Origin of the sequence: Azotobacter chroococcum (assembly GCF_002220155.1) — a bacterium.
Classification (GTDB): Bacteria; Pseudomonadota; Gammaproteobacteria; order Pseudomonadales; family Pseudomonadaceae; genus Azotobacter; species Azotobacter chroococcum.
In genome coordinates this window covers 2019663-2043649 of the sequence record NZ_CP011835.1, presented here as the reverse complement: position 1 = coordinate 2043649, position 23987 = coordinate 2019663, and the positions used below count along the sequence as shown (strand labels likewise).

Below are 23987 nucleotides of genomic sequence, written 5' to 3'. Positions count from 1 at the left end.
GTGGGCACGTTGCAGGGGACGCTTCGGCGCCTTTCTCCCGATCGATTATCGGGGGAGTTCACGCAACGACCTTGAAAGGACTGAGCCTCAGAAGCCGAGCTGCGCGAGCAGGTCGTCGACCTGATCCTGGTTGGCCACCGCATCGCCCGGCGTGGGCTTGATCTGCGGCCCGTTGAGCAGCTTCTTGTGATCGTCGACCGGCTCCCACTCGGCCTCGGCCAGGCGCCTCAGGACCGCCTGCTCGTCGCCGTCGGGCACGCTGTCGATCAGCACCTGGACCAGCTGGTGCTCGATCTCCTGGATCACTTCCATCATCTTCTTGATGACCTGGCCGGTCAGGTCCTGGAAGTCCTGGGCCATCAGGATTTCCAGCAACTGGCTCTGGGTCGCCTGGGTCAGTTGCGGCACGGCGCCCAGATAGGCACGGGTGTCGCTGACCAGCGCCTTGGCCTGATCCAGTTCCAGCGGATCGGCGAACCAGGCCTGCCAGCGCTCGTCCAGCGCCTTCGCGCCCTCGGCCAGTTCGTCCTGGATCGGCTGGGCACGATCGACGGCGTTGAGCGCCCGGTCGGCAGCCTGCTCGGTCATCGCGGCGATGTAGCCGAGACGGTCGCGCGCATCCGGGATCGCCTGGGCCGCCTTCTCGATCTCCTTGTCCAGCCCCAGTTCGCGCATGCTGTCGCGCAACATCCGGGTCAGCTGGCCGATACGCTGGATCAAATCCTCGGGGTTGGCGGTGCAACCCGCCCCGTTCAGCTCGTTGGCGCTCATGGACCTGCCTCCTCCCCCGCGTTCATTTGCCCAGTTTTTCGAAGATCTTGTTCAGTTTTTCCTCCAGGGTCGCGGCGGTGAAAGGCTTGACCACATAGCCATTGGCGCCCGCCTGCGCCGCGGCGATGATGTTCTCCTTCTTCGCCTCGGCGGTCACCATCAGCACCGGCAGGTGCTTGAGCCCGTCGTCGGAGCGGATCTGCTTGAGCATCTCCAGGCCGTCCAGGTTGGGCATGTTCCAGTCCGACACCACGAATTCGAAACCGCCGCCGCGCAGCTTGTTCAGCGCGTCCTGGCCGTCCTCGGCCTCCTCCACGTTGTTGAAGCCCAGCTCCTTGAGCAGGCTGCGGACGATCCGGCGCATGGTCGGAAAGTCGTCCACCACCAGGATGCTCATGTTCTTGTCGGCCATTATGGTCCTCTCGCGATCAAGGGCGGGCAGTTCGTCGAAACCCGCCGTGGCATGCAAAACGGGGCGCGGAAAGCGCCCCTGCGTCATCGACCTGTCGGGCGGTCGCCCCACTCAAAACTCTTCCCACTGCTCCTCGGCGACGGTCGCAGCCGGCCTGGCGCGCTCCTTCGCCGGCGAAAGCGGGTGCTTCTCTGCCCTGCGGGCCTGCGCCGGCTGCGGAGCGGCGCGCCGTTCCCCGCGAACCTCCTGCGGCTGCTCACGCTGCTGTTCCGCACTCAGCCGGAACACTGCCACCGCCTCCTCCAGATGCCGCGCCTGCTCGGCCAGCGAGGCCGACGCCGCCGACGCCTCCTGCACCAGCGCCGCGTTCTGCTGCGTCACCTCGTCCATCTGCGCGATCGCCGTGTTCACCTGGCCGATGCCCTCGCTCTGCTCGTGCGAGGCCGCCGAGATCTCGTCGATGATGTCGGTCACCCGGTGCACCGACCTGACCACTTCCTCCATGGTCTTGCCCGCCTGCTCCACCAGTTGCGAGCCGTCGCCGACCCGCTTGGTCGAGGCCTCGATCAGCGCCTTGATCTCCCGCGCCGCCTCCGCCGAGCGCCCCGCCAGGTTGCGCACCTCGCCGGCCACCACCGCGAAGCCGCGGCCCTGCTCGCCGGCACGCGCCGCCTCCACCGAGGCGTTCAGCGCCAGGATGTTGGTCTGGAAGGCGATCGAATCGATCACCCCGACGATCCGCGCGATCTGCTGCGAGCTGTCGCTGATCTCGCGCATCGTCTCCACCACCCGGCCGACCACTTCGCGGCCCTGCCCGGCGGTGCCCGATGCGTCGTTGGCCAGCGCGCTGGCCTGGCGGGCGTTGTCGGCATTCTGCTTCACCGTCGCGGTCAGCTCCTCCATGCTCGCCGCGGTTTCCTCCAGCGAGGCGGCCTGCTGCTCGGTGCGCGAGGACAGGTCGGCGTTGCCGCCGGCGATCTGCTGCGAGCCGACCAGGATCGAGCCGCTGCCGGCGCGCACGCTGCCGACGATCCGCACCAGGCTCTCCTGCATCTCGCGCAGCGCGCCCAGCAACTGGCCGATCTCGTTGCCCGAGGTCACCGGGATCGGCTGCGACAGGTCCGCCCGCGCCAGGCGCTGCACGTATCCCACCGCCTCGGTCACCGGACGGACCACGAAGCCCATCAGCATCGCCCGCAGGGCCAGCATCAGGAACAGGGCGACAGCCAGGGAGATGCCGCCGATGATGGCGAAGGTCATCAGGCTGGAGTGATAGTCGGCCAGCTGGTGCGCGCCATGGGCTTCGAGATAGACCATGGTGTCCGCGATGTCCTTGGCGATCTGCGGACCGCTCTTGAACATCATGTCGTTTTCGAGCTGGTCGTAGGCTGCGGTATCGAGCTTCGCCCAGGCCTGCAGTTGCTGATCGAGGCTCTCCAGCGACTCGGCCAGGCTCACGGCAGCCCTCTCGAGCAGCTTGCGCCCGTCTTCCTTGGCGAACGGCGGCATGGCCTGGAAGTCCGCCAGGGTCTTGCTGGCCTCGGTGATCAGCTCGTGAAGCTCGGCCTGCTGCTTCTGCCGCTCCGCAAGCGCGACCTGGGCGACCAGGTTCATCTTGCCGTAGGCCTCCAGACGCGCGAAGGCCTTCAGGCGCAGCATGTCGGCCTGACGCAACAGATCGATCCGGGTCGCGGTTCGGGTGCGGTCCTCGAGGGCCTGATCACCCAGCCTGGTCCCCCCGTAACCCAGTCCGGCGACTATGGCCAACAGCAACGCAAAACAGCCAAGGGTGGCGGTGACCACCGTCCTTATGCTCAAACCACGCAAGAAACCCACCATCAACATCTCCTCATCGGCTGCCGGTACAGCCTTGAAATCTGGGCAGCTACGCCCGCCCGGGGGCGACTGCCTTCTTAAAACTTAAAATTTCGCTTGCAAGCGACACCTCTCATTGGCATCAGGAGCATCTCCTGCTGCCCGGCTGGCGCCCGTGCGCACCAGCCTGCTAGAGCCATGACCGGAACCTGTGCCCCGGCACGATTCATTCACGCCCGCTCTGCCGGACGCCTCGATCAGAATTCTTCCCATTGCTCCTCGGCGACGGTCGCGGCTGGCCTGGCGCGCTCCTTCGCCGGCGAAAGCGGGTGCTTCTCCGCCCTGCGGGCCTGCGCCGGCTGCGGAGCGGCGCGCCGTTCCCCGCGGCCCTCCTGCGGCTGCGCACGCTGCTGCTCCGCACTCAGCCGGAACACCGCCACCGTCCCCTCCAGATGCCGCGCCTGCTCGGCCAGCGAGGCCGACGCCGCCGACGCCTCCTGCACCAGCGCCGCGTTCTGCTGCGTCACCTCGTCCATCTGCGCGATCGCCGTGTTCACCTGGCCGATGCCCTCGCTCTGCTCGTGCGAGGCCGCCGAGATCTCGTCGATGATGTCGGTCACCCGCTGCACCGCCTTCACCACCCCCTCCATGGTCCTGCCCGCCTGCTCGACCAGTTGCGAGCCGTCGCCGACCCGCTTGGTCGAGGCCTCGATCAGCGCCTTGATCTCCCGCGCCGCCTCCGCCGAGCGCCCCGCCAGGTTGCGCACCTCGCCGGCCACCACCGCGAAGCCGCGGCCCTGCTCGCCGGCACGCGCCGCCTCCACCGAGGCGTTCAGCGCCAGGATGTTGGTCTGGAAGGCGATCGAATCGATCACCCCGACGATCTGCGCGATCTGCTGCGAGCTGTCGCTGATCTCGCGCATCGTCTCCACCACCCGGCCAACCACCTCGCGGCCCTGCCCGGCAGTGCCCGATGCGTCGTTGGCCAGCGCGCTGGCCTGGCGGGCGTTGTCGGCATTCTGCTTCACCGTCGCGGTCAGCTCCTCCATGCTCGCCGCGGTTTCCTCCAGCGAGGCGGCCTGCTGCTCGGTGCGTGAGGACAGGTCGGCGTTGCCGCCGGCGATCTGCTGCGCGCCGACCAGGATCGAGCCGCTGCCGGCGCGCACGCTGCCGACGATCCGCACCAGGCTCTCCTGCATCTCGCGCAGCGCGCCCAGCAGCTGGCCGATCTCGTTGCCCGAGGTCACCGGGATCGGCTGCGACAGGTCCGCCCGCGCCAGGCGCTGCACGTATCCCACCGCCTCGCCCACCGGGCGGACCACGAAGCCCATCAGCAGCGCCCGCAGGGCCAGCATCAGGAACAGGGCGACGATCATGGAGATCCCGCCGATGATGGCGAACCCCTTGAGGCTGGAGTGATAGTCGGCCAGCTGCTGATCGCCACGGAGCTTGAGGTGGGCGGAAGCCTCTTCTATGGCCTTGAAGATCTGCGGGCCATGCTTGACTCTCAGCACTTCCTCCGCTTTGTAATACGCCTCGAAGTCTTCCTTGACCCAGGCCTGATACTGCCTGTCGAGCGCCTCCAACGTCTCGACGAAGGCAGTCACCGCCACCTCCATTAGCCGGCGTCCTTCTTCAGTGGAGACGGGCGGCATAGCCCGGAAGTCCGCCAGACTCTTGTAGGTCGCCTTGAACATGTCCTGGACGGCTGCCTGTTGCTTTGGCTTGTCCGAATGCACCCCAGACTCCCCGTTATCGGCGGTGGCATAGCCCCTGAGCAACAGAGAGGTTCTCAGGCGCAGCCTGTCTGTCTGGGACAGCAACTCGATCCGGGTGGCGGTCCGGGTCCGATCGGTGATCGCCCCGTTCGACATCTCGCTGCTGGCGTAACCCAGCACGGCAACGATACCCAGCAGGAGTGCGAAGAGAATCAGGGTTATGGTGACAATCGCCTTGATACTCAGGCTCTGCAAAAAATTCCGCATACTTCCTCCCATAGGGCCTGTTGACGATTTGGCGTGAGCCGCGTTGCCGCGCAACCCGAAGGGACGGGGCCCGTTTGGCGCAGCACGGCGTCGCTCGTCGTTCATTTGGAATGCCAGTTCCCGACATGCACTCGACGACGCCCCTCGGCAGAATCTGCTCTGCCTTGCTCATCGCCGAGCGCCCCAAGTCAAAACTCTGCCCACTGCTCCTCGGCGGTGGCCATGGCCGGCTTGCCAGGCGCCCTCTCCGGCACTGCCTTCGGCTTCGCCAGCGGCCGCGCGACGCGCGCCTCCTCCTTCGAGGAGCGCTGCTGCTCCGCACTCAGCCGGAACACCGCCACCGCCTCCTCCAGATGCCGCGCCTGCTCGGCCAGCGAGGCCGACGCCGCCGACGCCTCCTGCACCAGCGCCGCGTTCTGCTGCGTCACCTCGTCCATCTGCGCGATCGCCGTGTTCACCTGGCCGATGCCCTCGCTCTGCTCGTGCGAGGCCGCCGAGATCTCGTCGATGATGTCGGTCACCCGGTGCACCGACCTGACCACTTCCTCCATGGTCTTGCCCGCCTGCTCCACCAGTTGCGAGCCGTCGCCGACCCGCTTGGTCGAGGCCTCGATCAGCGCCTTGATCTCCCGCGCCGCCTCCGCCGAGCGCCCCGCCAGGTTGCGCACCTCGCCGGCCACCACCGCGAAGCCGCGGCCCTGCTCGCCGGCACGCGCCGCCTCCACCGAGGCGTTCAGAGCGAGGATGTTGGTCTGGAAGGCGATCGAGTCGATCACCCCGACGATCTGCGCGATCTGCTGCGAGCTGTCGCTGATCTCGCGCATCGTCTCCACCACCCGGCCAACCACCTCGCGGCCCTGCCCGGCAGTGCCCGATGCGTCGTTGGCCAGCGCGCTGGCCTGGCGGGCGTTGTCGGCATTCTGCTTCACCGTCGCGGTCAGCTCCTCCATGCTCGCCGCGGTTTCCTCCAGCGAGGCGGCCTGCTGCTCGGTGCGTGAGGACAGGTCGGCGTTGCCGCCGGCGATCTGCTGCGCGCCGACCAGGATCGAGCCGCTGCCGGCGCGCACGCTGCCGACGATCCGCACCAGGCTCTCCTGCATCTCGCGCAGCGCGCCCAGCAGCTGGCCGATCTCGTTGCCCGAGGTCACCGGGATCGGCTGCGAGAGGTCCGCCCGCGCCAGGCGCTGCACATGTTCCGCCGCCTCGCTCACCGGCCTGACCACGAAGCCCAGCAGCAGCGCCCGCAGGGCCAGCATCAGCAGCAGGGCGACAGTCAGTGCGAGCCCACCGAGGACGGCGGAGGTCACGATGTCATCGTGATGCTTGGTCTGTTGCCGGTCGTCCTCGGCGGCAAGATAGGCCGTGATATCCGCCACGGCCTTGAAGGTCTTCGGCGCCAGCCGGTCCGTCATGTCTCTTTCGAGCCGGTCGAAGGTCGCGCCATCCGCCGCGCTCCAGGCCTGCAGCAACTGCTCGCTGCCCGCCAGGGACTCGTTGAGGCTCGCAATCGCCAGTCCGAACAGTTCGCGTCCCTTCGCTTCGGCGAACGGCGGCATGGCCTCGAGGTCCGCCAGCGTCTTGCGCCCCCCATCGATCCATTTCTGGGTCGCCGCCCGGTACTGCTCGCGGACCGAATCGTCGATTTGCGTACCGGCGGCGAGCTTGCCGCCCATCACCAGGCGCGTGAAGGACTTCAGCCGGAACAGATCGCTCTGGAGCACCAGATTGAAGCGCGTGGCGGTCAGGGCCCGCTCCTCGAAGGCCTGACTGGCCCTCTCGGTGCTGAGGTAGCCCAGGGCGGCGACGCTGCCGATCAGGAGGGCGAAACAGGCCAGCGTGGTGCTGACGATCGTCCGGATGCTCAGACTGCGCAAGAAACCCAGCATGCAATTCTCCTCGAAAACTACCGGAACAACCTGAAGGTCAGACCCGCTGCGCCCGTCCGGAGGCAGCCACCTGCTTGAGAATCCGCTCGGCCATGTGCTCGAGCGCTACCACGTCGCATGCCCCGCCGAGGGCGATGCCCTCCCGCGGCATGCCGAACACGACGCAACTAGCCTCGTCCTGGGCGAAGGTGAAGGCGCCGGCCTGGCGCATCTCCAGGAGTCCGCGCGCGCCATCCTTGCCCATCCCGGTGAGCAGCACGCCGATGGCGTTGCGGCCGGCGTTCTCCGCTGCGGAGCGGAACAGCACGTCGACCGAGGGACGATGGCGGTTGACCGGCGGACCGTCGTCCAGCCGCGCGACGTAGTTGGCGCCGCTGCGCGCCAGCTTGAGATGGGCGGTTCCCGGCGCGATGTAGGCGTGCCCGGGCAGAATGCGCTCGCCGTCCTCGGCCTCCTTGACGGCGATGTTGCACAGGCGGTCCAGACGCTCGGCGAAGGAGCGGGTGAAGCCGCCCGGCATGTGCTGGGCGATGAGGATGGCCGGACTGTTGGCCGGCAGCGGCTCGAGCACGGCGCGGATCGCTTCGGTGCCGCCGGTGGAGGCGCCGATGATTACCAGCTTCTCGCTGGAGATGAGCGGCGCCTGCAGCGCCTTCGGCCGTGGAGCGCCGGTCGAGGGGGCCTGGCGCGGGCGCGAGCGGGCGGCGGCGCGGATCTTCTCGGCGATCAGCTCGCTGTAGTCGAGCATGCCGTGGCGGATGCCCATCTGCGGCTTGGCGATGAAGTCCAGGGCGCCCAGCTCCAGGGCGCGCAGGGTGACTTCCGAACCGGCCTGGGTCAGGGACGACACCATCAGCACCGGCATGGGCCGCAGACGCATCAGCCTCTCGAGAAAATCGAGACCGTCCATGCGCGGCATCTCGACGTCGAGGGTCAGTACATCGGGGGTGTGCAGCTTGATCAGGTCGCGGGCGACCAGGGGGTCGGCGGCGACGGCCACCACTTCCATGTCCGGTTGCGAATTGATGATTTCGCTCAAGAGGTCGCGTATCAGCGCCGAATCGTCGACGCACAATATGCGGATCTTGGGACTGCCCATGACGGATCTCCTTTTCAAAGGCCCAGCCCGTCGCCGGCCAGCCCGGCAACGGACTGGGCCGGCCGTTCGGCCTGCATGTTTTCGGTATATCGGTTGATTGGCGTCAAACTTTAGGCTTGTGCGCGAGGGTGTAGACGGTGTGCCCGCGCAGCTTGAAGTCGTCGCAGAGGTAGGTGAAGTTTTCCGAATGGCCGGTGAACAGCAGGCCATCGTCCTTGAGGTAGGAAACGAAGCGCTTGAGGATGCGCGTCTGACTTGGCTTGTCGAAGTAGATCATGATGTTCCGGCAGAAGATCGCATCGAACGGACCGTTCAGGTCCCAGCGCGGCGCGTGCAGGTTGACCTGCCGGAAGTCGACCATGTTCATCAGTTCCGGGCGCACCCGGGCCAGCCCCTCCCGCCCGCCGCTGCCCTTGAGGAAGAAGCGCTTGACGCGCTGCTCGTCGAGCTCGAGGACCTGCTTGAGCGGATACACCCCGGTCCGCGCCTTGGCCAGCGCGTCGCTGTCGATGTCACTGGCGACGATCCGCGCCTGGCTGGCCTGCTGCGGCCCGAGCGCCTCGATCAGGGTCATGGCGATCGAATACGGCTCCTCGCCGGTGGAAGCCGCGGCGCACCAGATGCGCACCGGCTCGCGGCGGCCGGCCACATGCTCGGCGAGCAGCGGGAAATGGTGCGGCTCGCGGAAGAAGGCCGTCAGGTTGGTGGTCAGCGCATTGGTGAAGGCTTCCCACTCCCGTGCCGCAGGCTGCCGGGCCAGGCGCTCCAGATACTCCGAGAAGTGACTGATGCCATGCAGCCGCAGGCGCTTGGCCAGGCGGCCGTAGACCATCTCGCGCTTGTTGGCGGCCAGCACGATGCCGGCACGCTGATAGATCAACTGGCAGATGCGCTCGAAATCGGCATCGGTCAGCAGCAGATCGCGCCCCAGCGGATCGCCCAGGGAGAGCAAGTCGGGGTTTTGTGGAAGGCTCAAGATCTTTCCCGCTCCCGGTTCCTGGCATCCCATCGCGCGCCCCGATGCTCTGCGCCGTCATGCCCGCCGCCTGCCGACGGCCGCTGGGGAAACACTCCGCCACTGGAAAGCGGATCGCTCCCGGCTACCCGGAACACGGAAATCGCACGCTGCACCTCGGTCGCCTGGAGTTCCAGGTAGGCGGCCTGCTGCGCCACCGACTCCACCAGGCGAACGTTGTGCTGGGTCACTTCGTCCATCTGCGCGACAGCCTGGCTGGCCTGGCCGATGCCGCTGTTCTGCTCGGCGGAGGCGGAGGCGATCTCCTCCATGATGTCGTTGACCCGGGCGACCGCAGCCACCACACCCTCGATGGCCTGCTCGGCATGCCGCACCAGATGCTCGCCCTCGGTGATCTGTCGCGACGAATTGTCGATCAGGCTGCGGATTTCCCTGGCGGCCGCCGCCGAGCGGCTGGCGAGGTTGCGTACCTCGCCGGCCACCACCGCGAAGCCGCGGCCCTGCTCGCCGGCCCGCGCCGCCTCCACCGAGGCGTTCAGCGCGAGGATGTTGGTCTGGAAGGCGATCGAGTCGATCACGTTGATGATTTCGGTCATCTTCTGCGAGGTCGTGGTGATCGTTCCCATGGTATTCACCATCTGCCCCATCACCTGGCCGCTCTCGCGCACGGCCCCCGTGGCCTCCTGGGCGAGCTGGCTGGCCTGGCGGGCGCTGGCGGAATTCTGCTCCACGGTAGCGGTGAGCTGCTCCATGCCGGCGGCGGTCTGCTGCAGGGAGGCCGCCTGCTGTTCGGTGCGGGCATGCAGCTCCAGGTTGTCCCTAGCGATCGTCTGGGCGGAACTGGTGAAGGTGTCGATGCTGCCGTTCACATCCGCCGAGATGCTCACCAGACTCTTGCGCATGGTTTCCAGCATCCGCGTCATCTGGCCCATTTCGCCATTGCCGTAGTCGGGCATGCGCACCATGAGATTGCCGGCGGCCAGCTGGGCGATGAAGGCGATGGAGGCCTGCAGCGGGCGGTCCAGGGTACGGACGGTCGAGCGCGCCAGCACGATCAGCCAGATCATCCCCAGGGCGACCAGCCCCAGCTGGATCTGCAGCAGCAGCTCCGCCAGTTCCTTGTCCCCGCTCTGCAGGCCGAAATAGCCGAGCATGCCGCTGGCCAGCAGCAGCATCCCGCCGGTCGAGACGATCAGCTCCAGCTGCATGGACAGGGAGCCCAGCTGCAGGCGCTCGAAAAAACCACGCCAGCCACGCCGCACCACGGTCCCGCGTATCAGCCCGAGATGCTTGCCGCGTCCTTCGCGGATGCTCCGGTAGGCCCGCTCGGCGGCTTCGATTTCCTTGCGCGAAGCCCGGGTGCGCACCGAGGTATAGCCGACCAGCTGCTCGCCCTCGTAATAGGGCGTGGCATTGGCGCGCACCCAGTAATGGTCGCCGTTCTTGCGGCGATTCTTGACGATGCCGTTCCAGCCCATGCCCTTGCGGACGGTTTCCCACAGGTTGGCGAAGGCCACGGGTGGCATGTCCGGATGCCGGACGAGATTGTGCGGAGCCCCCATCAGCTCCTCATAGGTGAACCCGCTGACCTTGATGAACGCGGGATTGGCATAGGTGATCCGCCCCTCGAGGTCCGTCCGCGAAATCAGGAAGTCGTCCTCCTGCAGTTCGTATTCGCGCTGGGTAACGGGCCGATTGTTGCGCATGGAATGTTCCTTCGTATCACGAAGTGGTGGACGGTCCGTTGCCGCCCACTCATGGGTTGCGTTCAGAACGTCTGCCAATCATCGCCGGCCTCCGAAGAGGTCCGGCCGTGCCGCAAGGCGACCGGCAGCTCCCGCTGCGTCAATTCACGCGCGGCATTCTCGTATTGGCGTTGCGCCCAGGAGGCATCGAATTCCCGGGCTGGGGAAAGGTCCGTCTCGTAGGCCGTGTCGATGAGAAATCCGTCCACTGCCTCGCGCAGGCGACGGGCCTCGCCGACCAGTTCGTCCGCCGCCTGGTTGGTCTCCTGTACCAGATTGGCGTTCTGCTGGGTCACGGCATCCATCTCCAGCACCGCCTTGTCGACCAGGGCGATGCCATTGCTCTGCTCGCGGGACGCGGCCGAAATCTCGTCCATGATGTCGGCGACCTTCTGCACCGACTCGACGATCTCCTGCATGGCGCTGCCGGCCTGGGCGACCAGCTTGCTGCCAGCATCGACCTGATCGACCGAGGCGGTGATCAGGTCGCGAATTTCCTTCGAGGCCTGTGCGCTGCGGCTGGCCAGGTTGCGCACCTCGCCGGCCACCACCGCGAAGCCACGGCCCTGCTCGCCGGCACGCGCCGCCTCCACCGAGGCGTTCAGCGCCAGGATGTTGGTCTGGAAGGCGATCGAGTCGATCAGCCTGATGATCTCCGCCACCTTGTGCGAGCTGTCGCTGATCCCGCCCATGGTGCTGACCACCTCGGCGACCAGGGCACCGCCGCGCTTGGCCACCAGGGCGGCACTATCGGCCAGGGCGTTGGCCTGCTGGGCGTTGTCGGCGTTCTGGCTGACCGTGGAGGTCAGTTGCTCCATGCTCGAGGCGGTGTCTTCCAGCGAGGCGGACTGCTGCACCGTGCGGGTCGAAAGGCTGCGGCTGCCTTCGGCGATCGCCTGGGCGCCTTCATGGATCAGGCGGCTGCTCTGGCGCACGGTACCGACGGTCTGCGCCAGACGCCCCTGGATATTGGCCAGGGCCGCGAACAGCTTGCCGATCTCGTTGGTGCTGTGCACTTCGATGCGGCCGGCCAGGTCGCCGGAGGCGATCTGCTCGCAGTGCTCCACCACCCGTTGCAGCGGGCGGAGCACGTTGGCGGTGACGCCCCAGAGCACGACGGCGACGGTCAGCGCGGAGACCAGCAGGGCCGCGTAGATAGTCCATTCGATTGCCGTCTCGACCCAGACGAACTCGCTCTGCGGGATGGGCCGGTCGCTGGCCAGCGCCTGCCCCAGCCTCTCCAGATCATGCAGGAAAGGCATGCTGTCCATCCTGACGGCGTTGCCGTGATGGGCCGCAACCGCCGGATTGCGCTTGACCAGCTCCTGCACCTGCGGGCGCAGACCGTTGTCAAGCAGACTGGCGAAGCGCTTGCGCAGCGCCTGCGCCTGCCCGGCATGCCCGGCGACCTGCGGCAGGGCGACGAAACGCTCCAGCTCGGCCTGCAGGCCGTTCAGCCCTTCTTCCAGAGCGGCCTTGTCCACCTGATAGGTCGGCGTCGCCATGGCCGCGTCATTGCCGGGCTGCACAGCGGCGCTCGCCTGCTCGCGCTGCACGGCCTGGCCCAGCCGGCTCTGCTCGTCGCCCAGCCGCTGGAGCAGTTCCTGCAGGCGGAGAGCGATGCCCTGCAAGGCGACGATCTGCCGGAGATCCTCCTGCTGCTGACGGTTGAACTCGACCAGTTGGCGCTGATTGTGTTCGGCATGACTGACCGCGTAGAGACCCAGCGCGCCCAGGCCCGCCACCACCACGCTGAAAAACGTCAGAACCAGCATCCAGCTGAGGCGTACCGTCATGTTGTCCAGTAGTTTCAACTCGTTCTTCCTTCGCGGTCTGCCCGCTGCAAGTGTTTGATCCCGACGATCTCTGCTCAGCCCCAGGCCTGTTCGGCCTGCGTCACCTCATCGTGGCGATGGCGCCTGTCGCCGGCCTGCGCCTTGCCGCGGACATCGGCCTGCCGGCCGTCGAGGACGAAGCGCACCACGTGCCGGTTGAGCTGGACGCTCTGGCGGGTCAGCCGCTGTGCGGCCTGGGCACTGTCCTGGACCATGCCGGCATTGCGCTGGGTCATCTGGTCCATCTGCGCCACGGCCAGATTGACCTGCTCGATACCGTTGCTCTGCTCGGCGGAGGCCGAGGAAATCTCGCCGATCAGCGTGTCGAGCTGGGTGATGTCGGTGACCATGTTGCGGATGAGTTCGCCGGTCTGGCGCACTTGCCGGTTGCCTGCCTGTACCTGAGTGCCGGCCCCGTCGATCAGCCCCTTGATCTCGCGGGCCGCCTCCGCCGAGCGGCCCGCCAGGTTGCGCACCTCGCCGGCCACCACCGCGAAGCCGCGGCCCTGCTCGCCGGCACGCGCCGCCTCCACCGAAGCGTTCAGCGCCAGAATGTTGGTCTGGAAGGCGATCGAGTCGATGGTGTCGACGATTCCGGACATGCGGTTGGCACTGACCTGGATGGCCGCCATGATCTCCACCACCGAGTCCATGGCCACACCGCCCTTGTGCGCGCTCTCCGCGCAGCTCCCCGCCAGACTGCTGGCCCGGCCGGCGTGCTCGGCGTTCTGGCGAACGGTGGCGGTCAGTTGCTCCATGGTCGAGGCCGTTTCGGCCAGGGCCGCCGCCTGCTGCTCGGTACGCGCAGCCAGCTCGGCATTGCCGGCACCGATCGCCTCGGCCTCGGCCTCGATCTGGCGGGCGCTGTCGCCGATGTCGCCGACGATCCTGGCGAGCGCCTCGCGCATGCGGTTCATGCTGGCCAGCACGCTGTCACTGTCGCCTGCGCGCAGTACCGGCATCCGGCTGAGATCGCCGTCGGCGATATGGCTCACGACCTGGACGGCATAGCGCGGATCGCCGCCGAGACTGCGCATCAGATCGCGGATGACCCAGCCCATCAGCAGCGAGACCGCAGCGCCGGCGAGCAACAGGCCGAACACCGACTGGGTCAGGCGCTGGATGAACATCTGGTTGATGTCGGCGATGTAGATACCGCTTCCCACGTACCAGCCCCAGGGCTCGAAGCTACGGATCAGCGAGCGCTTGCTCTCCAGCTCGCCGGTACCGCCGTGACGCCATTGGTAGTCGAAGAACGCATGGCCCTGCCCCCGGTCTGCCGCCCCGGCGAACTCGACGAACAGGTTGCGCCCATCGGCATCCTTGAACTCCGCCAGCGAGGTGCCCGCCTCGAGGGTCGGATGGGTGATGTTGCGGCTGTCGGCATCGAACACGAAGAAATATCCGCGCCCATCGTCATAGCGCATGCTCTTGACCAGCCCGGCCGCACGGGCCTGGCCCTCCTCGCGGCTCATGGCGCCGCGCTCGACCTGCGCAGCGACATCCCCCAGCACCGAAAGCGCGATCTCGACCTGGCTCTCGACCTTGGCGCTGCGCTCGTCGAACATCATGCCGCGCATGATCCAGACCGCCAGGATCATCAGTGCCAGCATCGCCAGCCAGGCCGCGGCCAGGGTGCCCCAGAGCTTCTGACTCGTCGTCGGATTGCCCATTCATCTCTCCTTGTGCTGTTTTCTTATGATTATCGAGTTCCGAGATGCTGCCGCCGGCCCCACCGCCAGGGGGGCCTTTTCCACTCTATCGGCAAGCGGCAGCCGGACTTGAGATGAGCCCGGCATCGAGCCGCGCGGGCGGCGCTGCGAACCTGGGGAGGCCGCACGTCAGGCCACGGTCTTCTCCACCAGGGCCATTTCCTCGCTGGTCAGCAGCTTGTCGATGTCAACCAGCACCAGCATGCGCTCGCCGATGCTCGCCAGCCCGCAGAGATAATCGGAGGACAGCGACAGGCTGAACTCGGGCGCCGGCTTGATCTGCTCGGGCGGCAGGCTGATCACGTCCGAGACCCCGTCGACCACCACGCCGACGACGCGCCCTTCGACGTTGACCACGATGACCACCGTCTGCCCGCCGTACTCGACGCGCTCGAGGTGGAACTTGATGCGCAGATCGACGATGGGCACGATCACCCCGCGCAGGTTGGTCACCCCCTTGATGAAGTCCGGGGTGTTGGCGATCCGCGTGACGTTCTCGTAGCTGCGGATTTCCTGGGCCTTGAGGATATCGATGGCGTATTCCTCGCTGCCCAGCGAGAAGACCAGAAATTCGCGGGTATGGGTGTCGGCGATGGCCGCCGCCAGATCGGCGTGCTTGAGGGAAGTCATGACAGCATCAGCTCCTGTTCGATGGCGGCCGCACGTTCCTGACGGGCGGCGCTCTGTCTGCGGTTGAGGCGTTGCAAATCGGCGATGTCGAGAATCAGCGACACGCTGCCATCGCCGAGGATGGTCGCGGCGGAGACGCCCGGCACCTTGCGGTAGTTGGTTTCCAGGTTCTTCACCACCACCTGCTGCTGGCCGACCAGTTCGTCCACCAGCAGGGCGCAGCGGGTGCCCTCGCCCTGGACGATCACGGCGATGCATTCGCTCGGCCGGGTGCGCGCGCCGGGGATGCCGAAGACCTGGTGCAGCGGCAGCAGCGGCAGGTACTCGTCGCGCACCTTGAGCAGCTGGTCGGTGCCGGCCATCGCATAGATGTCCTCGCTGCGCGGCTGCAGCGACTCGATCACGGCGTTCAGCGGCAGGATGAAGATCTCCTCGCCGGCACGGATCGACATGCCGTCGAGGATCGCCAGGGTCAGCGGCAGCACGATGCGCGTGGTGGTGCCCTGGCCTTGGCGCGAGAGGATCTGCACCTGCCCGCCGAGCGACTGGATGTTGCGCTTGACCACATCCATGCCGACACCGCGCCCGGAAACGTCGCTGACCACCTCGGCGGTGGAGAAGCCGGGAGCGAAGATCAGCTGCCAGACCTCGTCGTCGCTCATGCTGTCGGAAACCGCCAGGCCGTTGCTGCGCGCCTTGGCCAGCAGCCTGTCGCGGTTGAGCCCGGCGCCGTCGTCGATGACGTCGATCAGGATGTTGCCGCCCTGATGCTGCGCCGACAGGGTCAGCCGCCCGGTGCGCGGCTTGCCCGCGGCCTCGCGCACTTCGGGCGACTCGATGCCGTGGTCGAGGCTGTTGCGCACCAGGTGGTTCAGCGGATCGACGATGCGCTCCACCAGGCTCTTGTCCAGCTCGGTGGACTTGCCCACGGTGACCAGCTCGACCTCCTTGCCCAGCTTGGCCGCCAGGTCGTGCACCTGGCGCGGGAAACGGCTGAACACGAAATCCATCGGCACCATGCGGATGGACATCACCGCTTCCTGCAGGTCGCGGGCATTGCGCTGCAGGAGGGCGATGCCGTTGACCAGCTCGCTGTGCGTGGCGCCGTCCAGCCGGCCGAGCATCTGGTCGAGCATCGACTGGGTGATCACCAGCTCGCCGACCAGGTTGATGATCTGGTCGACCTTGGTCACCGGCACGCGCAGGGTGGTGGATTCGCCATTGCCATTGGCCGGCGGTTTGCCGGAGGCCGTCGGGCCGGGCTGCGGGGCCGCGGCAGCAGGGGCCGGGGCCGGCGAAGGAACAGGCGGAGCCGCGAGCGCTGCGGCCGGGGCCGCCTTCTCTGCGGCAGGCGTCTCGGGCTCGAGCTGCGGAGCCTCGTCCCGGGCGGCGGCGAGCACCTGGATCTCCAACTGCTCGGGCTCGACCACGAAGCAGAGCACGGCCTCGATATCGTCGGCGCTCTCGCCGGTCGCCAGCTCCACCTCGTAGCGCTGGACATCGCCGCTCTGGCCGAGAATGCTGCCGAAATGCCCGAGTTCCCCGATCAACAGTTCGCGGTCCTTCTCGGCGACGCCGAGCAGAACCACACGCAGGCGTTCCGTCCCCTCTTCGCCTGCCGGCGCCCCGACCGCTTCCGGCTCGGGTGCCGGCACCGGCTCGGCGACCGGCGTCGGAGCCGGCATCGGTGCGGCCACCTCCGGCCCCTGTTTGCCGAGCTCCTCCAGGGCCATCTGCTGCAGGGTTTGACAGATACGCGCGAATGCCTCGGGGTCAGGTTCGCTGCCGTTGCGGTAGGCGGCTAGCTGGTCTTGCAGCATGTCCTTGGTTTCCAGGAAGGTGTCGACGATATCGCGACGCAGCCTCAGCTCGCCGCGGCGCAGGTGGTCGAGGATGTTCTCGAAGATGTGGGTGGTCCGTTGCAGGACGTCGAAGCCGAAGGTGCCGGCGCCGCCCTTGATGGAGTGGGCGGCGCGGAAGATGGCGTTGAGCTGCTCGGGATCGGGGGACTCGATGTCCAGCTCGAGCAGATGACGTTCCATATCTTCCAGCAGTTCTGCGGCCTCCTCGAAGAAGGTGTCGTAGAAATCGGTGATATCCATGCAAGCACCCTGGCAGTGGTTGATTAGGGTCTGTTGACGTTTTGGCGTGAGCCGCGTTGCCGCGGCAAATGCCGCCAGGCAAGGCGCGGGGCGCCGGCAATGGTCACTCCCTTGCCAAGCCCCGCAACGCCGCATGGCGGCATTTGCCGCGCAACCCGCAGGGACGGGGCCCGTCTGGCGCAGCACGGCGTCTCTCGTCGTTCATTTGGAATGACCAAACTTCTCTCCTCGTTCCTTGTTCTGCGCCAGACGGGCCGCCGTCGCGGCCTACGCCAAAACGTCAACAGACCCTAGGGCCGTGCCTCTCGTCCGTCGGAGCGCCGGACGGCATCCGGCGCCGCGACATCGGCGGGCTTTTCGGTTGCGGGCGGCGGCAGAGGGCCGTACTCCCGCTGGTCGAGAATCGCATCGGCGATGCGGCTGTCGAGGACGATCACGGCGATGCGCCGGTTGGCGGCATCGTTCGGTCCGGCCCCCTGGAAAGGAATGCGGTCGGACATCCCCGAGGCGCGCAGCAGTTTTTCGGAAGCCAGTCCGCCGTTGACCAGCTCGCGCCGGGACGCGTTGGCGCGCTCGGCGGACAGCTCCCAGTTGCTGTATCCCGCCTCGCCGCCGGCATAGGGGCGGCTGTCGGTATGCCCGGTGATCTGGATGCGGTTGGGCAGCTCGTTGAGCATCGGCGCGAGGGTGCGCAACAGGATGCTCATGTAGGGGGCGACCCGGGCACTGCCGATCTCGAACATGGGCCGCTGCTCGGTATCCACGAGCTGGATGCGCAGCCCTTCGGGAGTGAGGTCGATCAGGATCTGCTCCTTGAGCTCCTTGAGGATCGGGTCGACCGTCAATGCCGACTTGATGCGCCTTTCCAGCTGCTGCAGGCGTGCGCGCTCCTGCTGGTCGATCCGTCGCGACTCCAGTTGCGGGTCGATGCGAAAGCGCTCGCCTTCGGCGAAGTCCGGATCGGGGCCGCCGCCGGGGATGACGTTCTTGCTGGCGCCCTCGCGATCGCCGCCCATCAGCGCCACCACGAGCGGGGTACGGAAATATTCGGCGACCGCGGCCTTCTGGGCCTGACCGGCGTTGGCGAGCGTCCAGAGCACCAGAAACAGGGCCATCAGCGCCGTCATGAAATCGGCAAAGGCGATCTTCCAGGCACCGCCATGATGACCATGGGCGGCCTTCTTCTTGCGCCGGATGATGATGACGGGGCGGTCATTCATGCAGCGTCGGCTCCGGAGTTCTTGCTGTTGCGCACATGCGCCTCAAGCTCGGCGGCCGAGGGGCGCTCGGCGCTATGCAGGGCCTTGCGACCGAACTCCACGGCCAGCTGCGGGGCATAGCCGTTGAGGCTGGCGAGCAGGGTGACGCGCATGCACTGCAGCATCTTCACCGCCTCGCCCACCTGGCGATCGACGCGGCTGGCCAGCGGGGCGACCATCCCGTATGCCATCAGGATGCCCAGGAAGGTGCCCACCAGCGCATGGGCGATCATCTGCCCCATCTCGTCCGGACCGGCATCCGCCATGCTCAGCGCCTTGACCACCCCCATGACGGCAGCCACGATACCGAAGGCCGGCAGCGCATCGCTGACCTTGTTCATGGCATCGACCGGCAGATGCGCCTCGTGCTCGAACTCCTCGATTTCGTGGACCATCAATTCATCGATTTCATGGGGCGAGGTGTTGCCACTGACCATCAGCCGCAGGTAGTCGGTGAGAAAACCGATGATCATCGGATCCTGCACGACCTTGGGATAGGGAGCGAACAGCGCGCTGTCGCCCGGGCTGTCGATGTCCTTCTCGATGGCCATCATGCCCTCGCGCCGGGTCTTGCTCAGCAGGTTGAACAGCAATGCCATCAGTTCCATGTAGAGCGCCTTGTCGTAGCCGCTGGCACGCTTGAGACGCGAAAAGCTTCCCAGCGTGGCCTTGATGGTCTTGCCGTTGTTGGCGGCGATGAAGGCCCCCAGACCAGCCCCGCCGATGATGAGCAGCTCGAAGGGCTGGAACAGCGGCCCCAGGCTGCCACCGGACAGCGCATAGCCGCCGAATACCGAGAGCATGACAACGATGAGTCCTAGAGCGATCAGCACAGGCGCGTCCTTCCAGAGAGCAGCGATATCGGGAATATCGGCACGGCGGTGCGATGCTTGAGAGCCTTTCGGAAAACTTTGCCGCCCCCTGGAGGAAAGGGGGCTGGCAGAACCCGCCAGGTTTGAAAGAAGGCCGGACTAACTCAGCTCTTGGCGCAGAGCTCCGGCAATACCGGCTCGCCGGCGGCCATCTGCAACTCGCTTTCGCGGCGCTTGCGCGTCTTGCCGGCACGCGAGGGCGGCTGGCAGATGCCGCAGACGAAATCCCTGGCCGGCGCATGGGCATGCGCCACGAACGAGCCGCCGCAGCAGGTGCACTGGATCATCTCCAGCATGTCGCTCTCGAAGAAGCGCACCAGCGTCCAGGCCCGGGTCAGGCCGAGCACGAACTCGGTCTCGTCCAGCCGGACCTGCTCGAGATAGAGACGAAACGCCTTGACGAATGCCTCCATCCGCTCGCAGCCGCAATTGTCCAACAGCTGGCGATAGATCCCGTAGAACAGGGAGGAATGAATGTTCGGCAGCCAGGTGATGAACCAGTCGGTGGAAAAGGGCAGCATGCCCTTCGGCGGCGACACGCCCCGCAACTCCTTGTACAGGCGGATCAGCCGCCCCCGGCTGAGATCGGTTTCGGTTTCCAGCACCTGCAGGCGGGCCCCCAGCTCGATCAGCTCGATGGCCAGCTGCACCTGGAGCATTTCATTGACCAGACTTTTTTCCGTCATCGTTCGGCATTCCCTGCCCGTCCCGCCGACTGATCGGCGGAAACCATGAGCAGGGACGCATGAAGCCGTGCCAGCCCTGGCTCGCGGGAATTGTTCAGGACCCTGGTCAACTGCCCGGCATCCTCGAAGCCCGGCCGACAGATCAGCTGATTGGTACGTGCCAGCTGCATCAGCTGCTTGCCCGATAACCCTGCCAGCAAGTTGGCCATCTCGTCGCTCAGCTTCAGACGAAAAATGGCAGTAGCGCGATCCTTGCGTAACAGCCGCTGCACCAGCAGCAGATAGGAAAGATTCAAATCCTGAATCTCGTCGATGAGGCTATCGGCAACCATTGACACCCTTGAAACTCCTAAACGATGCGCACTCCCGCACCTGGAACGCCCGCCCCATCAAGATTCCCGAAAAAATCACCGACCTAGAAATGCTTGGCGAAGCAAGTGTGAACGGCGTCAAAAAAACCGACGAACGGAACGTCATTTTTTGAACTTTAGCATTCATACGATGTATCGACTCTACCAACCTGCACGAAAGTCGCATATGTGGAGCGGGCATCCCCGCCCCCTCACTCGGCAGGCCCGCCGCGATCCGCCTCGAGGCCGTAGGCCCAGACCAGCAGCTCGGCCACGACCTGATAGAGCTGCGGCGGAATCTGCGCATCCAGCTCCACCTGCATGAGCAGGCCGACCAGCTCCGGCGCGGCATGCACGGGAACGCCCTGACGCTGCGCCTCGGCAACGATGCGCTCGGCCAGCAGCCCATACCCCTTGGCCACCACCCGCGGCGCGCCATCCCCCTCGCCATAGGCCAGCGCAAGCGCCTGGCGGCGCCCCCCAAGGCGTCCCGGCCGCCTTGATCCTCACTCACCGGAAGGCTCCGCGACCTGCCGTGCATCAAGGCAACGCAAGGCCAGCCCCCCGGACAGCACTGCCCGATACGCTCCCGCAGGAGCCCTTGGGTACGCGAAAAATACTCGAGCAGCGCCGGCGAAGCGGTGGTCATGCTCAGCGACAGGGATCGCGCACCCAGCCAGGCCTCCACGCGCAGCGCGCCATGCACGGGCAACTCCAGATCCAGGCGCAGACACCACTGCGCCTCCTCCTGCACGGACTCCTCCCCGCCCCCACCCGGCCGGGCCGAGCCCTCCCGCTCCGCCTCCGGCGCCTGCACGAGCAGGGACATGAACAAGCCCGGCCAGGCTTCGCCCTCCCAGCGCAGAACCGGATTGACCAGCAGTTCCAACTGATGGCGGACGAGCCCCTGCAACTGCTCCCGGGAAAGCGCCGTACCGCCCTGCGGAGCCTGCTCGGCACGGATGGAGGACTCGACCGGCGTCGACTCGCCCTCCACGACTTCCGCCAGAACGGGCATCGGCGCGACGGGGGACGCGCTCCCGGCACGCGGCGAGGATGCCGCTTCCCCGGCCGGAGGCAGCCAGCCGCCCATCTGCGGCTCGCGAGCCAGCGCCTGCAGCGGCAGCTCGCCGCGATACCAGCGGGCCAGATGCGCCTCGTAGAAGAGCCCGCTTTCGCCGATGCTCTGCCCAAGCAGGCCGGCGAGCAGGCTGGCAACAGGCGGCGTGCCGACGGAGGACAGCAGCGGCGCGGCAGGCGTTATCGCCGAAGGACGCCCCGGATGCCCGACGAGCACCTCGGCAATGGTGCGCGCCGCCGGACTGAGCCGGGTCGAGGCGGAGGCCGGGCCCGCCGACTCCCCCGGAGACGCAGGACGGGAGGCCTCCCCATCGCCACGCGGCGCGGCCTGCAGCAGCGGCGACAGAAGCTGCGGGCCGCGCGCATCCGGACGGGAATCGCCGTGCAGCGCACGCGCCGCCCCGCCCGGGACGATCGGCTCCACCGGCCGATCGCCCTGCCTGGCCGACGGCAGATCGACCCGCTTGCCCAACACCTGATGCAACAGGCTGTCGAGCAGCGGAGTGATCCCGCTCACGGCAAGCCTTTGTCGAAGCGGTCGGCCGCCTGGTACACCAGCGCCGCGCCCACGACGGGACGATAGGTGCGGTTCAGCTCGCGCTGGCGGCTCGAATTCACGATCAGCCGGCCGAGTTCATCGCGCCGCGCCAGCAGATGCGTACGAATCTCCGCATCCAGCGCCAGGATCTGCTCCAGCAACTCGACCTTGCGCAGTTGCTCCTGCTGCCCGAGAGAGGCCCGGGCCTCCAGCTGCCGCAGCCTTTCGGCATCGATCAATCCGCAGGACTTCTCCTGCAGCAGGGCCACCCAGTCGCCACGGCGAGCCAGTTCCAGCATGCTTTTCGACTGCTGCAGAAGCAGCTCGTAGGACGCGATGAGTTGCTGCCCCCCGTCCATGTTCAATCTCCCCCTGACTGGGGAACGATCTGTCGCCAGGCCGAGCCGATCTGCTCCAGCAGGGCAGCAGCCTCGTCCAGGCTGTGCTCGTCGTTGTGCAGGTTGGCCCGCAGCAGCAGCCGGGACACATAGTCGTAGAGCTGCTCCAGCCGCCCGGCCAGTTCCCCGCCGCGTTCGTGGTCCAGAGCGGCCAGCAGCCCCATGTTGACGATATCGATCGCCTTGGAAATGGCCTTGCCCTTCTCGGCGACGTTGCCTGCCTGCATGTGCAGCCGGGCCGTCCGGATCGCCGCCTGAGCCCCATCGAACAGCATCACGATCAACTGGTGGGGAGAGGCCGACATGACCCCGCTCTCAACCCCCACCCTGGCATAGGCGCCAGCGCCGCGCATGACAGTCACGTCAAATCCCCCTTGTTTCGCTTACGAGTCGCCCAGCATCGCGCTCAAGGCATCGAACTGCTGGGTCAGATAGGTACTGGTCGAGTTCATCTGGGCGATCAGCGAATCGAGCGTCGAGAACTGCACGCGGTAACGCTCGATGGTCACGGCGATGCTGCTTTCCATGCGCGAATAACGCTCGTCCAGCGCCTCGCTGCGCGACTCGAGCCCCTCGATGGCCGTGCTGATCGCCCCATCCTCATCGAGGATGTCGTCCAGCGAATCGCTCAGCGTGGCAGCCAGCCCCGGCTTGTCGGTGGTGCCGACGAACAGCGCCTGGACATCCGCAAGATCGCCCTCGAGCGCCTCGCTCAGCTTGCCGTCGTCGACCTTCAGGGTGCCGTCGAGCTGCAGCGAGATCCCCAGGTCCGACAGGTAGCGATAGGCCCCCTCGTCGAGGCCGCCGGTAATCGTCTGGCGCAGCCGGCTCTGCACGCCGCGCAGCGTCGAGTCGCCGAGCAGGGTGCCGGCCGTGCCGCTGTCGGCATCGTAGGAGGTGAGGCTGTCGGTGGTGCTGTCCAGGGCGTTGAAGGCCGTGACGAAGCTGGTGATCGCCGACTTGATCGATGCGCTGTCGCGCTCGACGGTCAGGGTCTGCGCATCGCCGGTGGCGGAGACGGTCAGGGTCACCCCCTGCAGGGCGCCTTCGATCGTATTGCTCTGGCTGGTGATGGCCAGGCCGTTGACGGTCAGCTGGGCATCCTTGGCCGCCGCGGTTTCCTTGTAGCCGTTCGAATTGGTAGCGGCATCGTAGGGATTGAGCAACGCGTTCAACTGACCGCCGCCGCTCCCCCCGTCGTCGAAGCTCACCGTCATGGCCGCCTCGGTGCCGGTCGCCTTGCTGCTCAGCGCCAGGCGCCAGGGCGTGCCGCTGCCGTCGTTGACGATCGACGCGGTGACCCCACCCTTCTCGGCGTTGATCGCGTCGCGGATGCCTTCCAGGGAGTTGCCGCCGGCAGAAACCTCGATGGTCAGGGTCTCGTCGCCGCTCTGGATGGTCAGGGTGCCGGTGCCCAGGGCCGCCGTCTTGTCGGCCACCCCGGCGCTGGCCAGGCTGTGCGCCTGAGCGAGCTGGGTCGCCTGCACCTGGTAGCTGCCCGGCACCGCGCTGGCGGTCACCGCCACACCCACGCCGCTGCCGCTGATGCGGCTGGTCTGGCCCTGATAGGTGGAGGCCGTGGCGAGCTTCTCGACCGTGCCCTGCAGGCTGGTCAGGTAGCCCTGCAGGCGGCCGAAGGCGGAAATCCTGCTCTCGATGACGCTCTGCTGGCTGGTGATGGGGGCGAGCTTCAGGCGCTCGGCGGATTCGAGCTGATCCAGAAGACCGGTGAGGTCGAGACCCGAGCCGACGCCCAGTGACGAGATAGTAGCCATGTCAGTCCTTGTGAAGCGGCGCAGCGGCCCGCGGCGCGGACGGCGGCGCGATAGCCGATTT

General features: G+C 66.9%; 20 protein-coding genes. All 20 read right to left on the bottom strand.

The window, feature by feature from the left end; translation table 11 throughout:
- Positions 1-87: 87 nt before the first annotated feature.
- A complete protein-coding gene (gene cheZ / locus ACG10_RS09505) occupies positions 88-771 on the bottom strand; it encodes a protein phosphatase CheZ (protein ID WP_089168031.1) in 684 nt (227 codons plus the stop codon).
- Positions 772-793: 22 nt separating this feature from the next.
- The gene (cheY, locus tag ACG10_RS09500) at positions 794-1168 is read right to left on the bottom strand and encodes a chemotaxis response regulator CheY (protein WP_269768822.1); all 375 of its coding nucleotides are present in this window, start codon (positions 1166-1168) and stop codon (positions 794-796) included.
- Positions 1169-1294: 126 nt separating this feature from the next.
- A complete protein-coding gene (locus ACG10_RS09495; protein WP_089168029.1) occupies positions 1295-3022 on the bottom strand; it encodes a methyl-accepting chemotaxis protein in 1728 nt (575 codons plus the stop codon).
- 233 nt (positions 3023-3255) lie between these two features.
- The gene (locus ACG10_RS09490; RefSeq protein ID WP_089168028.1) at positions 3256-4983 is read right to left on the bottom strand and encodes a methyl-accepting chemotaxis protein; all 1728 of its coding nucleotides are present in this window, start codon (positions 4981-4983) and stop codon (positions 3256-3258) included.
- 188 nt (positions 4984-5171) lie between these two features.
- The gene (locus ACG10_RS09485; RefSeq protein ID WP_089168027.1) at positions 5172-6869 is read right to left on the bottom strand and encodes a methyl-accepting chemotaxis protein; all 1698 of its coding nucleotides are present in this window, start codon (positions 6867-6869) and stop codon (positions 5172-5174) included.
- Positions 6870-6906: 37 nt separating this feature from the next.
- The gene (locus ACG10_RS09480; RefSeq protein WP_089168026.1) at positions 6907-7968 is read right to left on the bottom strand and encodes a protein-glutamate methylesterase/protein-glutamine glutaminase; all 1062 of its coding nucleotides are present in this window, start codon (positions 7966-7968) and stop codon (positions 6907-6909) included.
- Between the two features lie 103 nt (positions 7969-8071).
- The gene (locus ACG10_RS09475) at positions 8072-8920 is read right to left on the bottom strand and encodes a CheR family methyltransferase (RefSeq protein ID WP_089168025.1); all 849 of its coding nucleotides are present in this window, start codon (positions 8918-8920) and stop codon (positions 8072-8074) included.
- A gap of 20 nt (positions 8921-8940) precedes the next feature.
- A complete protein-coding gene (locus ACG10_RS09470; protein ID WP_089168024.1) occupies positions 8941-10650 on the bottom strand; it encodes a methyl-accepting chemotaxis protein in 1710 nt (569 codons plus the stop codon).
- Between the two features lie 62 nt (positions 10651-10712).
- Positions 10713-12503 carry a methyl-accepting chemotaxis protein gene (locus ACG10_RS09465; RefSeq protein WP_269768818.1) on the bottom strand — a complete coding sequence of 597 codons (1791 nt, stop codon included), beginning with the start codon at positions 12501-12503 and terminating at the stop codon, positions 10713-10715.
- A gap of 56 nt (positions 12504-12559) precedes the next feature.
- Positions 12560-14197 (bottom strand): methyl-accepting chemotaxis protein, encoded by a 1638-nt coding sequence (locus ACG10_RS09460; RefSeq protein WP_089168023.1) that lies wholly within the window; start codon positions 14195-14197, stop codon positions 12560-12562.
- Between the two features lie 168 nt (positions 14198-14365).
- Positions 14366-14866 (bottom strand): chemotaxis protein CheW, encoded by a 501-nt coding sequence (locus ACG10_RS09455; RefSeq protein ID WP_089168022.1) that lies wholly within the window; start codon positions 14864-14866, stop codon positions 14366-14368.
- Complete coding sequence (gene cheA, locus ACG10_RS09450) at positions 14863-16968, bottom strand: chemotaxis protein CheA (RefSeq protein ID WP_089168021.1); 2106 nt, start codon at positions 16966-16968, stop codon at positions 14863-14865. Before cheA ends, ACG10_RS09455 begins: the two co-directional genes overlap by 4 nt.
- A gap of 290 nt (positions 16969-17258) precedes the next feature.
- Positions 17259-18188 (bottom strand): flagellar motor protein MotB, encoded by a 930-nt coding sequence (gene motB / locus ACG10_RS09445; RefSeq protein ID WP_089168020.1) that lies wholly within the window; start codon positions 18186-18188, stop codon positions 17259-17261.
- The gene (motA, locus tag ACG10_RS09440; protein ID WP_089168019.1) at positions 18185-19060 is read right to left on the bottom strand and encodes a flagellar motor stator protein MotA; all 876 of its coding nucleotides are present in this window, start codon (positions 19058-19060) and stop codon (positions 18185-18187) included. The genes motB and motA overlap by 4 nt, the downstream gene beginning before the upstream one ends.
- A gap of 143 nt (positions 19061-19203) precedes the next feature.
- Entirely contained in the window at positions 19204-19785 is a 582-nt protein-coding gene (flhC, locus tag ACG10_RS09435; protein WP_089168018.1) for a flagellar transcriptional regulator FlhC, read from the bottom strand.
- Positions 19782-20117, bottom strand: a complete 336-nt coding sequence (gene flhD / locus ACG10_RS09430; RefSeq protein ID WP_089168017.1) for a flagellar transcriptional regulator FlhD — start codon at positions 20115-20117, stop codon at positions 19782-19784. Before flhD ends, flhC begins: the two co-directional genes overlap by 4 nt.
- 230 nt (positions 20118-20347) lie before the next feature.
- Positions 20348-20557: an EscU/YscU/HrcU family type III secretion system export apparatus switch protein gene (locus ACG10_RS09425; protein ID WP_232487224.1), complete on the bottom strand. Its 210-nt coding sequence runs from the start codon at positions 20555-20557 to the stop codon at positions 20348-20350.
- 1171 nt (positions 20558-21728) lie between these two features.
- A complete protein-coding gene (gene fliT, locus ACG10_RS09415) occupies positions 21729-22112 on the bottom strand; it encodes a flagellar protein FliT (RefSeq protein ID WP_089168015.1) in 384 nt (127 codons plus the stop codon).
- Positions 22113-22114: 2 nt separating this feature from the next.
- Positions 22115-22456 carry a flagellar export chaperone FliS gene (gene fliS, locus ACG10_RS09410; protein WP_232487223.1) on the bottom strand — a complete coding sequence of 114 codons (342 nt, stop codon included), beginning with the start codon at positions 22454-22456 and terminating at the stop codon, positions 22115-22117.
- Positions 22457-22534: 78 nt separating this feature from the next.
- On the bottom strand, positions 22535-23926 hold the full coding sequence (fliD, locus tag ACG10_RS09405; RefSeq protein ID WP_089168013.1) for a flagellar filament capping protein FliD: 1392 nt from the start codon (positions 23924-23926) through the stop codon (positions 22535-22537).
- Between the last annotated feature and the right edge of the window lie 61 nt (positions 23927-23987).